16 protein-coding genes are annotated in these 12,820 nt (G+C 49.4%); 13 read left to right on the top strand and 3 right to left on the bottom strand.

The features are described 5' to 3' along the window. Together ACEW8P_RS25040 and ACEW8P_RS25035 are read right to left on the bottom strand one after the other, a co-directional pair. Positions 1–543 (bottom strand): LytR/AlgR family response regulator transcription factor (locus ACEW8P_RS25040; RefSeq protein WP_373515797.1); only part of this gene is annotated, 543 nt, incomplete at its 3' end. A gap of 50 nt (positions 544–593) precedes the next feature. Continuing rightward, complete coding sequence (locus ACEW8P_RS25035; RefSeq protein ID WP_373515796.1) at positions 594–1,664, bottom strand: sensor histidine kinase; 1,071 nt, start codon at positions 1,662–1,664, stop codon at positions 594–596. 551 nt (positions 1,665–2,215) lie between these two features. Here ACEW8P_RS25035 and ACEW8P_RS25030 point away from each other — a divergent pair. From ACEW8P_RS25030 to ACEW8P_RS24975, 12 genes are all read left to right on the top strand, one after another. After that, positions 2,216–3,049, top strand: coding sequence for a PstS family phosphate ABC transporter substrate-binding protein (locus ACEW8P_RS25030; protein ID WP_373515795.1), 834 nt, complete (start codon positions 2,216–2,218; stop codon positions 3,047–3,049). Beyond that, positions 3,046–3,939 (top strand): phosphate ABC transporter permease subunit PstC, encoded by an 894-nt coding sequence (pstC, locus tag ACEW8P_RS25025; RefSeq protein WP_373515794.1) that lies wholly within the window; start codon positions 3,046–3,048, stop codon positions 3,937–3,939. The genes ACEW8P_RS25030 and pstC overlap by 4 nt, the downstream gene beginning before the upstream one ends. Further along, positions 3,936–4,778: a phosphate ABC transporter permease PstA gene (pstA, locus tag ACEW8P_RS25020; RefSeq protein ID WP_373515793.1), complete on the top strand. Its 843-nt coding sequence runs from the start codon at positions 3,936–3,938 to the stop codon at positions 4,776–4,778. The genes pstC and pstA overlap by 4 nt, the downstream gene beginning before the upstream one ends. Positions 4,779–4,802: 24 nt before the next feature. Continuing rightward, positions 4,803–5,558, top strand: coding sequence for a phosphate ABC transporter ATP-binding protein PstB (gene pstB, locus ACEW8P_RS25015; RefSeq protein ID WP_373515792.1), 756 nt, complete (start codon positions 4,803–4,805; stop codon positions 5,556–5,558). 76 nt (positions 5,559–5,634) lie between these two features. Continuing rightward, positions 5,635–6,075 (top strand): DinB family protein, encoded by a 441-nt coding sequence (locus ACEW8P_RS25010; RefSeq protein WP_373515791.1) that lies wholly within the window; start codon positions 5,635–5,637, stop codon positions 6,073–6,075. Positions 6,076–6,097: 22 nt separating this feature from the next. Then, a complete protein-coding gene (locus ACEW8P_RS25005; RefSeq protein ID WP_373515790.1) occupies positions 6,098–6,526 on the top strand; it encodes a VOC family protein in 429 nt (142 codons plus the stop codon). 197 nt (positions 6,527–6,723) lie between these two features. Then, a complete protein-coding gene (locus ACEW8P_RS25000; RefSeq protein WP_373515789.1) occupies positions 6,724–7,149 on the top strand; it encodes a VOC family protein in 426 nt (141 codons plus the stop codon). 738 nt (positions 7,150–7,887) lie between these two features. Continuing rightward, on the top strand, positions 7,888–8,253 hold the full coding sequence (locus ACEW8P_RS24995) for an ArsR/SmtB family transcription factor (RefSeq protein WP_373515788.1): 366 nt from the start codon (positions 7,888–7,890) through the stop codon (positions 8,251–8,253). After that, complete coding sequence (locus tag ACEW8P_RS24990) at positions 8,250–8,654, top strand: hypothetical protein (protein WP_373515787.1); 405 nt, start codon at positions 8,250–8,252, stop codon at positions 8,652–8,654. The genes ACEW8P_RS24995 and ACEW8P_RS24990 overlap by 4 nt, the downstream gene beginning before the upstream one ends. Before the next feature lie 438 nt (positions 8,655–9,092). Continuing rightward, the gene (locus ACEW8P_RS24985; RefSeq protein WP_373515786.1) at positions 9,093–9,455 is read left to right on the top strand and encodes a hypothetical protein; all 363 of its coding nucleotides are present in this window, start codon (positions 9,093–9,095) and stop codon (positions 9,453–9,455) included. Positions 9,456–9,533: 78 nt separating this feature from the next. Continuing rightward, on the top strand, positions 9,534–10,214 hold the full coding sequence (locus tag ACEW8P_RS24980) for a hypothetical protein (protein ID WP_373515785.1): 681 nt from the start codon (positions 9,534–9,536) through the stop codon (positions 10,212–10,214). A 98-nt stretch (positions 10,215–10,312) separates the two neighbouring features. Beyond that, a complete protein-coding gene (locus tag ACEW8P_RS24975; protein ID WP_373515784.1) occupies positions 10,313–11,008 on the top strand; it encodes a DUF2461 domain-containing protein in 696 nt (231 codons plus the stop codon). Positions 11,009–11,070: 62 nt separating this feature from the next. On the opposite strand, the gene ACEW8P_RS24970 is transcribed toward ACEW8P_RS24975, so the two are convergent. Beyond that, on the bottom strand, positions 11,071–11,310 hold the full coding sequence (locus ACEW8P_RS24970) for a hypothetical protein (RefSeq protein ID WP_373515783.1): 240 nt from the start codon (positions 11,308–11,310) through the stop codon (positions 11,071–11,073). Positions 11,311–11,571: 261 nt separating this feature from the next. Between ACEW8P_RS24970 and ACEW8P_RS24965 the strand changes: the two genes are divergently transcribed. After that, positions 11,572–12,759 carry a hypothetical protein gene (locus ACEW8P_RS24965; protein WP_373515782.1) on the top strand — a complete coding sequence of 396 codons (1,188 nt, stop codon included), beginning with the start codon at positions 11,572–11,574 and terminating at the stop codon, positions 12,757–12,759. Positions 12,760–12,820: the final 61 nt, after the last annotated feature.

The following is a 12,820-nucleotide window of genomic DNA, read 5'->3' as shown; positions in this document are numbered from 1 at the left end:
CGAGTTTTCCAAAATCCACCGCTTGCCGTGGGTATCGGTAGCGAAGGTTAGGCCGTCTTCGGAATACAGGTAAGCCAGCGACTCGGTGAGCAGGTAGGTGAGTTGCTGTCCCGTTTTGACCAGCAGCCGTTCCTTGTAGGTAGGCGGCGTAAGTTGCCTGATCAACTGGGCGATATCCGGCGTTTTTCCCTGCCAAGAATCGTATTTGTCAAGGGCGAAGGCGAGTTCCTTTTTGTCTATCGGTTTGAGCAGGTAGTCGATGCTATTGACTTTGAAGGCTTTCAGAGTGTACTTATCGTAAGCTGTCGTGAATAGTACCGGGGCCTCGACCTTTACCTGCCAGAAAATATCGAAGCTGACGCCGTCGGCCAACTGAATGTCCATGAAAAGCAGATCGGGATGAGCGAAGGTGCGCAGCCACTTTACCGACGCCTCCACGCTGTCGATTACATCCACGATGCGCCATTCGGGTCGCAAGCCGCTTACCATCCTCGCCAACTGTTTCGCAGCGGGCTGCTCATCTTCAATAATAAGTACGTTCATAAAATACGGTGTGGTACGGGCATCTTGCCCGTCCAGAGGAACATAATTCTCTAAACCACCGCCACCCGCGCATAAGCCGGGGCCGGAAGCACAGGCAGGCTCACCGTGAAAGTCTGAGCGGTCACAATGACTTCGATCGGTTTGCCAACCAATAATTGGTAGCGGTTCCGAATATTGGGAAGTCCCAGCCCGGTCGAGTCCTCAGGGTTGTTCTTGGTTTGTAAATTGTTTTGCACCGTTACCTGATCTCCTTCCAGCCTTATCTCTATCCAAAGCGGTCTTTGGGTAGAGCTCACGTTGTGTTTTACCGCGTTATCCACCAGCATTTGCAGCGCCAACGGCACGATGTGGTCGTCAAGTCGCTCTTTGGGCAGTACCATGCGGACGGTCAAATTGCGACCAAACCGGATTTGCAAAAGAAACAGATAAGCATTTAGGGCCACAACCTCTTCGCGGAGGCTCACCGTGGATAGATCCGTGATTTCCAGAATATAACGATACACCTTAGAAAGCTTATGTACAAATTCAATTGCCAGGTCGGCGTTTTCAGGAATGAGGGCAGCGAGGGTATTCAAGCTGTTAAACAAAAAATGCGGGTTCACCTGGCTTTTGAGTGATTCCAGCTGCGACAGCACATTCTCCTGCTTTAAATGCTCCGTCTCGAGAAGGGCTTTGCGGTACTGCTCGAAATAGAACACGCCCTCGTAAATGGATAAACAGATGATCGTGGGGATAATGCTTGCCATGTAATTGGCCAAAAGCGAGACCTGGTGGTTGTAATCTGGCATTCCGCGCAATGCTTGGTGCAGTGCCATTTCCAGTAAAGTACAAACAACCATGATATAAACCAGAACGAAAATCGCCAACCAAGTGATCCGGCGGATCGTCTGGGAAATATGCGGAAAACGGTTGTGTACTTGCAGGAAAATCTGACGGCTGCCTTCGTAATAAATGAAAGTGTAAAACGCAGAAACCAACCAGAGGGGTAGATAGCCGGTCAAGCCATTCTCCATCTTTTCCCCAAAGAAAAGCAGCGGCACCAGGAAGCCGATAATCGGTACCGCGAAGATTCGAACCCAACGGTCGTTGAGGACAAAAAGCTGATTTTCCGAGGAATTCATTTTGTAAAAATGCACAAAAAAGGCACTAGCCGAAAGACTTTTCCGGTGATCTGTCGAATCGAGCGGTTGAACCACTGAATTTCCATAGCTGACTCGTCATAAAAAGCACTAAGCGCTGGGAAGGGCGGCTTATGAGGAAAAGTCCGCTAACCCTGATTTGTGGTGCCGCTAGCCATGGTTGCAAAACGGGCGCGGCCCGGCTAGAGTGAGAATTCAGAATCTTGCGTTTTGCGCAACTCCCAAGGAGGTTAGATACTTTCTTTATTGACTCTATCATGGGTTCCAGTCCGCAGATGTAAGAATAGTTCGCGATTTCGCCAATGTGTTTTTTTTATCAATTCGGCCGAAATATAACCGTGTTGACCTTAACTACCTATTATTGTAAGTTTGCACCCCATTCGTCTGACACCAATTGCCGATTAACCAAAGGCACCACGATTTTTGTGGTGCCTTTTTTTTGCCCTATCCCAATAATTTAACACAAAGGCAACACATTATTTTTGTCGCTTCTTTTGTTTTAGCCGTGCTTTACTCGTCCAACTGTGCGGAAAATGAATAAATATCTTTTGGGTTTATTAGCGGTTATGGTTTTCTCCTGTACCCAAAACGATGACACTATTAAAGTCAAGGGGTCAGACACGGAGGTAAACCTCGCAGTACAGTTGGCCGAGACCTTCCAGGAAGTCACTCCCGACGTCTTCGTTTCCATCTCGGGCGGTGGTTCGGGCCTGGGCATCGCCTCTTTGCTCAACGGGACGACGGACCTCGCCAATTCCTCGCGACCCATCAATGGCGAAGAAATGAAGCTTTTCCACCAAGAAGGCATCGCCATCGACTCCTTTATCTTCGCCCAGGACGCGGTCGCCATCGTGGTGGCCAAAAGTCTGCCCCTCGACTCGATCAGCACGAAGCAACTGGCAGGCATCCTCAGCGGCAAGTACAAGAACTGGTCGGCGGTCTCGACAAAAAACCAGCCCATCAATATCTACGGGCGGCAGAGCAACTCCGGCACCCACGACTACGTCAAGCACCAGCTTGATATCCAGTTCAGTCCCCGCGCCAAGGAGATGAACGGCAATGCCCAAATCCTGGAAGCCATCAAGTCCGACGACTCCGGAGTGGGTTACGTCGGAGCGGGCTACGTGGTCCACGGCGGCAGCAAGGGGATCAAGACGCTGCCTGTCTATGTCGAAAGCGGCGCGGCGGCCGTCTCGCCGCTGGACGGGCAGATGATCGCCGCCGGAAAATACTTCTTCCAGCGGCCTCTCTACCAATACTTCAAAACCGATTCTTACCAAAAACTAAAACCCTTCCTTGACTTCGAGAAAAGCGCCCAGGGGCAGCGGCTCATCGAGTCGGCGGGCTATTATCCGGTAAAAAAATGACGACAAATCTCCGAAGACGCGAACGAACCGACTGGCTGCTAAACCGAATATTCAAGGCCACGGGACTGCTGACGATTGCCGTGCTGGGCGGCATTTTCTTCATGCTGCTCTACAACAGCGTCGCTTTTTTCCTCGACATCGACCCAGTGGATTTCTTCACGGGTTCGCAGTGGAAGCCCGGTGGAGAGTCAGCCGGCTACAGCATCCTGCCGCTGCTGGCCAGTACCGGGCTGGTGGCCCTGGGTTCGATGGCCATCGCCGTGCCGCTGGGCATCCTCACGGCCGCTTTTCTCTCCGAACTCGCACCCAGCCATTTGCAAGCGATTCTAAAACCAGTAATTGAAATGCTGGCGGCGATTCCCTCGGTGGCCATTGGTTTCTTGGGTATTGTGCTGGTCGGGCCGGGCATCGCTACTTTGTTTGGTTTGCAAAATGGTTTAAATGCTCTCAACGGCTCAATTTTACTGGCGGTTATGGCGCTTCCTACTATCGTGACCATCAGCGAAGACGCCATCAACGCCGTTCCCGACAGCTACCGCGAAGCCTCCCTGGCGCTGGGGGCCGACCGCTGGGCCACGTTGTTCCGGGTGACGCTCCCGGCCGCCTTGCCCGGCCTCATTGCCGCCGTAATGCTGGGACTGGGCCGTGCTTTGGGCGAGACCATGACCGTGCTGATGGCCACGGGCAACGCCTCCGCTATGCCGCGCGGCTTCCTGGATTCGATCCGCACCATCACGGCCACCATCGCCATCGAGATGGGCGAAGTACCCTACCGTACGACGCACTACTTTGCGCTTTTTGCTATTGCGGCCGTGCTTTTCATCATCACGCTGGTCATCAATATTTTGGGAGAAACCCTGGCCAACCGACTCCGTAAGTTTCACGCATGAAAAAAGCCCTGACCGCCGCCTTCAACTGGACGATTCTTGCGGGCAGCACGGCCATTGTTTGCCTGTTTCTGGGCATTATTTTGTTCGATATTTTTTCCAAAGGGTTGCCTTCGGTTTCCTGGGATTTTATTACTAAGTTCCCTACGGATGGCATGACGCAGGGCGGTATTCTGCCAGCGGTAATCGGGACGCTCTGGCTTACGCTCATCACCACGCTATTTTCGGTGCCGTTCGGCGTGGCCTGCGCGGTCTATCTCAACGAATACGCGCCCCCCAATGCGCTGACGGGCATCATCCGGGCCTCCATCCGCAATCTGGCGGGCATTCCGTCTATTATTTACGGACTGTTCGGGCTGGCCCTTTTTGTACAGGGAATGGGCCTTGGCACTTCCGTGCTGGCCGCCGGACTGACGCTCGGGCTACTTTCTTTGCCTTACATCATCACTACCACGGAGGAAGCGCTAAAACAAATCCCCAACAGCATGAGGGAAGCCGCACTGGCCCTGGGGGCAACGCAGTTCGAAACCATACGCGATGTGGTAATCACGAGAGCGCTACCCGGCATTCTGACGGGCGTCATCCTTACGCTTTCCCGCGCGGCGGGCGAAACGGCCCCCATCCTGTTCACGGGTGTGGCCTTTTACATCAACCGCCCGACGAGTTCGCTCAACCAGGAGTTCATGGCTTTGCCCTATCATTTGTACATGCTCTCCACCCAGCACCAGTCTATCATGGAAGTCAGGCCGCTGGCTTATGGCACCGCCGTAGTGCTGATCGGGCTGGTTTTTATACTCAATCTCATTGCTTTTTACATTCGTTACCGGCATCGTGTAAGGTAAACGACCCCCACCATATACCAACTTATGAAAGAGAGCAAACTATCCGCTCACGACTTAAACATGTGGTTTGGCAAGAAGCAAGTGTTGAAAGGCATCGACATCGACTTCGCGGAGCGTCAGGTCACTTCGCTGGTCGGACCTTCGGGCTGCGGCAAGTCCACGCTGTTGCGCGCCTTCAACCGAATGCACGACCTCTCGTCCGACGCCCGCGTCGAGGGTACGCTCAAGCTGGATGAACGTGACCTTTACGACCGCGCCAGTTCGGTGACCGAGACCCGCAAGCGCATCGGTATGGTGTTCCAGAAGCCCAACCCGCTGCCCAAGAGCATTTATGACAACCTGGCCTACGCTCTCAAACTCCATAAATTCCCTAAAGAAGAAATTCCCGTCATGATTCAGTCGGCCCTGGAAGAGAGTTTCATTTGGGACGAAGTGAAGGACGAACTCGACAAGCCCGCCGTGAAGCTATCGGGCGGGCAGCAGCAGCGGCTGTGCATCGCCCGCACGGTGGTGCTGCGACCGGAGGTGATCCTGATGGACGAACCCTGCTCAGCCCTAGATCCCATCAGCACGGGCAAGATCGAAGAGCTGATTGTAAAGCTGAAAGAAAACTACACTATCGTGATAGTAACACACAATATGCAGCAGGCACAGCGCATTTCCGACAAGGTGGCCTTCATGTATTTGGGAGAGGTAATCGAGTACGGTACGACAGACGCCATTTTCAATAATCCGAAAAATGAATTGACTCAAAATTACATTAGTGGATATTTTGGCTAGGAAAAGATCTGCCCATTGGATACCCATCCAATTGACGAGCATTAGAAGATCTTCAAGTTTAACTTAAAAGGTTGTTATGGAAGGTTTTTTTCGAGACATATTTACCTATCATTTCGAGTTCAACAGAAGGGTTTTTCTGGAAATCGGGAAGAATCTCGAAAAGTTGCCCGAACGTACCTTTCCCTTGTATTGCCATATCCTGAACGCGCACCAGATTTGGAACGCCAGAATTCTGGAAATCGAGCCTTTCGGGGTGCATGATTTGCAAATACCACAGCGTTGCCCGCAAATCAACAAACAGAACTATGAGTACTCAATGGAAATAATCGGAGAGGTTAACCTGAATGATAGTATCACTTACCGGAATTCACAGGGAACCGAACTTCGTAACAAGATTTCCGATATTCTCTATCACATCGCCAACCATACTGCCCACCACCGGGGACAGATTATCTCAGATTTTAGGGAGTGCGGCATAGAGCCGATAAAGACGGATTACATTTTCTACAAACGTTAGGCGAATATTGACTCAGCAAATCATGAACAAATCAAGGATTATTCCGTCGCTTCTGTACAATGACGCCGAGAAGGCCATCGAGTGGCTGTGCGATGCCTTTGGCTTCGATGAGTCATTCATCTACCAGTCGGAGGATGGGAAAATAGCCCACGCCGAACTCACCTATAAGGGAAGTATGATTATGCTGGGTTCGGCAAAAAGCGTCTCTCCCTTTTCAAAATTGATCCGGCAGCCCCAAGATTCGGACGGCTTCGAGACCCAAAGCCCTTACGTCATCATTGACGAAAAGGACATCGAGGGACATTACAACAATGCTAAACTCCACGATGCCAAGATTGCCATTGAATTCAAGACCGAAAGTTATGGTGGCAAATCTTACTCATGCTATGATCCCGAGGGACATCTTTGGTGTTTCGGCTCGTATGATCCTTGGGAAGTGATCAGTAAATAGCCTGGATTTTCACGTATAACGGCTATTTTATCATATTTTAGACAGCATATTTGAGTTGAGCCGTATCGCAACAAAACCTTAATACCGCAAATGGGGAAATGGCCACAGGATGGCTCTTTTTTAATTTGTCCTATTCACTCTATCTCCTTTTCACTTATTATCTCTATTCCTAAACCTTTTTTTAAATTCAAATCACTATGTCACAAATCCATCCTTACCTCACGTTTGAGGGCAACTGCCGCGAAGCCATGACCTTCTATCAGGAGTGCCTCGGCGGTGAGCTTCAACTCATGACCTTCGAAGGCACCCCCGGGGCAGATCAGATGCCCGACGAGAAACTGCAACTAATCATGCACGCCGACATCCGAAACGATATGTTGGTGCTCATGGCGAGCGACAACTCGGGCGTGGGGCCAGAGTTGGTAAACGGGAACACGTTCAACCTTTCCTTAAACTGCGATACGGAAGAAGAGGCAGAGGACTATTTTGAAGCCTTGTCCGAAGGCGGCCACACCATCATGCCTCTGGCTGTCCAGTTCTGGAATGCCAAGTTTGGGATTCTCGTCGATAAGTTCGGATTTAACTGGATGGTGAATCACGATTACGGCCCGCAGGAAGGCTAGGTCTCTCCTTTTGTCGTGCCATCGACAGAATAGTCGCAATAGACAGCCCCGCCGACTAGGTTCCTTCGAACTATTAGTCGGCGGGGCTGTGCATTCTGCCCAGTACAAAACTAAGGGCGGGTTCGAAGAATAAGATGTATTCGAATGCCTTACCTGAGTGAGTTATTTAAGAAATCATTTAAACGAGGTTCAAACATTTTTATCATAAGCCAAATAATCAGCCCATTAGACGTGATAAAAAAACTCAACTTACTGATGAGAAGTGACCGTATGGGGTATACGTTAAATTAACGCTTTAAGGGGAAAAATTTAGGAATTCACACAAATATATCATACTAGACTGCCTTCCTCTTGTGAAACTGGCGGTTGGGCCCATTTTTCGTATATAGATACGGGTTAGTTTAATTACTCAATTAAACAGCCCGCCAAAGCTTGTTTGGTAGTTGCCTTTTGGGTCGCGTACACTCACCTACTACAATCCTTTGCGCTAACTCTCGCTTCACCCCAATGTTAAATAATTGTTATATACCAACAATCTCCAGAGAAATGAGTTATCGGCAACCAGATCAAAAAGATACCTGTGAAAGTCAATGGGCCTTTATTTAATCATTCCGTTAATTAAGGATTACGAGAAGAAGGGGTGTTAGTCCCTTCCAGCCACTTTTATCTTGAATAAATTACCCTTAGTTTAGCCCCTCGAAAAAGGATTGTACCCCCTCCCCGATGAACTGAATCTTGATGAATGTTAATAAGGTTTTTCGGGCATTGGGTGACGAAACCCGGATGGGAATTCTCGAATTCCTGGCCAAAGAGGGTGAAATGAAAGCTGGGGACATATGTGCTGCTTTTCCCCAACACTCTCCTCCTGGTATCTCGGCGCACCTGAAAAAACTGCTGGAGGTTGGGTTGGTAACCCGTCGGAAGGAGGTTCAGGTAAGGTGGTACAATTTGGATAAAGAGGCATTCGATCAGGCTCTGGAATGGATACACTGTCTGGGAATGAGCAAAAAATCATTTCAGCGAAGCCGGTTCAACCAGTATGAAAACCATGGGAAACAAAATGAATCCCGACAGTTTGAACTGTTCAATAGCTCCTTGAAATGAAATCCTACATCCTGATAGTGAGGGGGCCGGAGAATTTCCTCAATTTCCTGGAAGACAGGAAGGGGCCGGGCAAACCGCTTTCTATCAAGGTTCGAAAGAAATTTACCGAAGAATACCAGCAGGCGATGCTGGTTTTTAATGAGTGGATAACCGCCCAAAAGGACGAAGGTACAATCAGCATTTACAGCCAGCTCAGCAGTCTACAAATTATCTATTCGGGTGAGCAGGAAATTGACTTTGAGTTGCTGGAAGTGATAGAGGGGGCGAAGGTGATAAGTGTGATCTACGCCCAGTTCAAAGACGAGCGACAGGCCTCGGATTTTGCCAGGAATTGCCCGCTTCCTAACGAGCATTACAGCATCGAAGTCCGGTCGGTCGACAATACGCCATTCCTGGCATAAAATAAGCAACTAGAAGAATTATACAAGTATCACCTTCCCTCATACACCACTAAATCCCTGTTCAATCATGCTTCAAGCAAGGCCACACAATGTACGGTATTTCTCCCTCTCCATTCGAGCAGAGACTCCGTGTGAAAAGGCAATTTCGAAGATTGTCTCCGGGTTCCGGTCATCACTCCGTGATTTGTGCAAGGAGCATCATTCGACGGCACTGGTGCTTATCCAGTCAATAAACGTTTTTAGTGCGGTGGATGGCCCTCCTCGTAAAAGGGAATCCTGGTCGTATGGAAACCTGTCAGTCAGAAAAATTAGTCGCAATACCTCCCATAGCCAAGGTACAGAGCAGATCAGTATTCGGGAATATGAGGAAATGGGTTGCTTGGTGGAGGTAAAGGAATTCGCCCAGCGGGTCTCGCGGTCTGACCAGAAGGAGTTCCGATGAAGGCTAAAAAGCTCTTTCTTGAAAACTATCGACAATGGATGTGGGAGAATGGACTCGAACAGCGCAAGCTTGCCTCGTTGACCGAACAATCGCCCAATGTGATCGGGTATGTCTCGACGGGTCGAATCCCCCCCTCCCTCGCCTACCTGTCGAAGCTGAAGATACTTTTTAGGGATTTCGACTATTCGGAATTGTTTGAGGAGAGGCCCAGAAAGAGAAAACACTCACGACAGAATGGGGGTACCAGAACACTGGCAAGTCTGCCTTCTATAAACGCCATTAAGCTGCTGCCAGACAAGCAGGTTTGTAAAATCATTGTCTTCTACGCGAACGATACCTTTGAGGAGATAGCCCTGTGACCCATAGAAACTGATTGTTGGAAGATGTCCACCAACAAGTAATTGCCGTTTCATTTTGAATATACCGAACATAGACGAATGATGGAAATAGCCACTTCAAAAGAAAATTTGATCCGTGAACTCGGTAAATTGAGAGATTACTCCACCACTCACGTCTCGACCACTGTGGTTGCCGAAGGTAGGTTTGCCTATGTTTGGGGAGTGCAGATGGAGCAGCTTAAGTTCCTTGCGGAAACAATGGCCCCGACTTATCAAAAGCATTCGATGGGCCTCAAACTGCTGGATGAAAACATATTTGAGGTGATCCAATTTGGCATTCTGACGATTGATTGGAACCAACTCGATCCCGGCAAGACCTGTGAGATTCTATGCGCCCTTCCCTTTAACAAATTGATCAACGAAGCCTGCGAGAAAATTGTGTCGACGGTGCAACCCGAAAAGCTCAGAATGCTGTACCAAACCCTACTCCTAATCGCGCGCCCTGGGGAAGGAACCGAAAACTGCTTTCTTCGTTTTTCCTACCACTACTTTGAAAGGCTCGCGGGAAGCGAGGGATATTTGATTTATGGCGAACTTATCGATTACATTCAAGATCATTTCCAAGGCAATACCGGCAACAATCAGAAAATCATGCTTCGGCTACTGAGATCGTTCAATAAAAAGCATAAGTCGAAAAAGTTGGAAATGGTAATTCAGTGCGTTCGAGCCTACTCATCCAACACGAAGCATTTTGACAAGTATCTGGACAGTTTGCTTTGACTGTCAACTAAATATGCTTAGCATTCCTGCTAAGGAATTTAGTCATCCCTCACCTACGGAAGGACAAGCAAAAGTTTTCAAACCTGAACCCACTTTCCATGCTGCAACTAGCGACCTTTGACTTTCTCATCCAGCTTAGAATCAACAACAACAAGGAGTGGTTCGACCAAAACCGCAAACTGTACGATACGGCAAAGGCGGATGTGCTACAATTACTGACTACCCTTCTCACTGGCCTCGAACAAATCGACCCGGCCATCGCCAGCTCGCAGCTTAGCGTGAAATCATGCATTTTCCGAATAAACAGGGACATTCGCTTTTCAACCGACAAAACACCCTACAAGACTAACTTCGGGGCTTGGTTCAATTTGGGAGGAAAAAAATCTCCCTCGGCAGGCTATTACCTCAACATCGAGTCAAATGGCTCATTCATAGCGGGTGGGATGTATATGCCCGATTCCAAGGTGCTGGCCACCATCCGGCAGGAAATCGACTACAACCTGGCGAGTTTTAAGGAAATGCTTTCCGCGCCAAGTTTTGATGCCTATTTCGAAGATTTATCGAGGGCTGAAGTGCTGGTACGCCCCCCCAAAGGATACCAGGCGGACAATCCGGCCATCGAGTATCTGAAACTGAAAAGCTTTACGGCCAGCCATCCTCTGCCCGATGGCCTATTGACATCGCCTGAATTAGCAGAAACCGTCCTGAAAGCCTTCGCTGGATTGCAGCCTTTGGTGGCTTTCCTGAACCGGGCCTTGGGGGACGAAGGCTCCCCCACCCTACCATCCAGCTAAAAATAATACCCCATCCGCCCAATCCCAGACTCAATGAACAGAATGAGGAACGGAAGCTTTTTTTATTTTTGCGAAGTTGATATTGCTGACAATTTCTTCCCTTTTTTGGATGATTTGACGGCCTTTTCGGATGGGTCTTGCTTTGTGCTAATTCCCTTACGATTAAATTTGCTGATTTTTTTTGCCAGTTTTTCAGACTCTTTTGCAACGACCTTTTTCAGTTTCTTCGCATCATGGACATGATCCAGTAATTTTTCTTCCAGTACGTTGGTGATTTCATCGGCCAGTTTCTTGGTTTTCATAGGCATATTCGAAAGTATCAGTGTTTGGGCAGCAGGATTCGCTGCATATTGAAAATAAAGCCCTGCAAATTCCTACCTTTTTTCAGCAAAAAAAATGATTACAAGGCATATTTTTCTTTATTTTTCGTAATCCCTTGCCCCATAGCATAGATACTACCAGGGAGCAGGACATCGTGACCTAATCAATCCGATTACACTGGGATAATACCCAGGTAACAGTGGAAATCTACATTTGCGGCATACTTTTTCGTTTGTCGCGCCATGAAACTGCTCCATGTGGTCTTGTTCGGAGTTGCCAGTATTATCCTTGCACTCATTGTCTCCCAGTATTTCTTCTGCCCCCGGTTTCATTTTGAGGAACAGTCGCCGTTTGAGGGCCCAATCCTTTATAACCCTTACAAAGACCTGAACCCGAGTCCCTGGGTCAAGTGTAATTTTCACGCCCACGCCAGGGCCTGGAATGGCGTAACGAGTGGGAAGGGAAACGCAGCCGACATTCACAGAGCTTATCGCTCGCTCAATTATGGAGTTCACTGCGTTTCCAACTACCATGAGATCGACTCCACCGACTCGGATGAAAAAGCCTTTATCGCTGCTTACGAACACGGCTACAACCCGAGCAAGACCCATCAGCTCGTCCTGGGAAGTCGCCGGGTTCTTTGGCTCGACTACCTGCTGCCCCAAACCGTTCACAACAAGCAGTATGTTCTCAGCCGACTGCGAACACCCGGCTCGATTACTGTCCTAAACCATCCCGAAATAAGGCGAGGGTACACCGGAGAAGACCTGGACCGGCTTATGGCTTACGATTGCATGGAAGTACTGAATCCGGCAGCCACCTCGACGCGCGAGTGGGATGCCGCCCTTTCCGCCGGAAAAAAAGTGTTCATCATTGGAAATGACGACATCCACAACGTAATGGAGCCGACGCAATTGGGTAAAAACTGCACCTTCGTGAACGTCTCTCATACTGAGGGATCCCAAGTCTTGGAAGCCCTGAGAGTGGGCAGAAGTTACGGGGTGGTTATCGGGGATGGCCAGCCTGTCGATTCCATTCCAGCTCTGGAAAGTTTGAGCGTCCAGGGACAAACCGTAACAGTTAAAATGGATCAGGAAGCCGAGTTGATCGAGGTAACCGGGCAGCACGGCAAACGTCTGGCCCTGCACCAGCACACAAACTATATCGCGTTCGAGTTGCGGAAGTCCGACCATTATGCCAGAACGACAGTCAGGTACAACAACGGAACCACCCTTTATCTCAACCCTGTGTTTTTTATCCCCTCCGAGGGATACGTTGAGGGAGTGTTTTATGAAGACTGGCAGGGAACCATCCTTTACCGGGCGCTGGGCACCCTGATTTGTTGCTTGTGGATTTTATTACTTCTGCAACTGCTGACAGGGTACCGACTTAGGTTGCCACCGCTCCCAGGCCGCATTTTATCGAGATAAATCTTTCGAAATGCCTGGCGAATCACCCGCTGCCATGAGGCAGGAATCCAAACCCTACGGA

Source organism: Persicitalea sp. (assembly GCF_041751555.1).
Lineage (GTDB): Bacteria > Bacteroidota > Bacteroidia > Cytophagales > Spirosomataceae > Persicitalea.
This window is presented reverse-complemented; position numbering and strand designations above follow the sequence as displayed.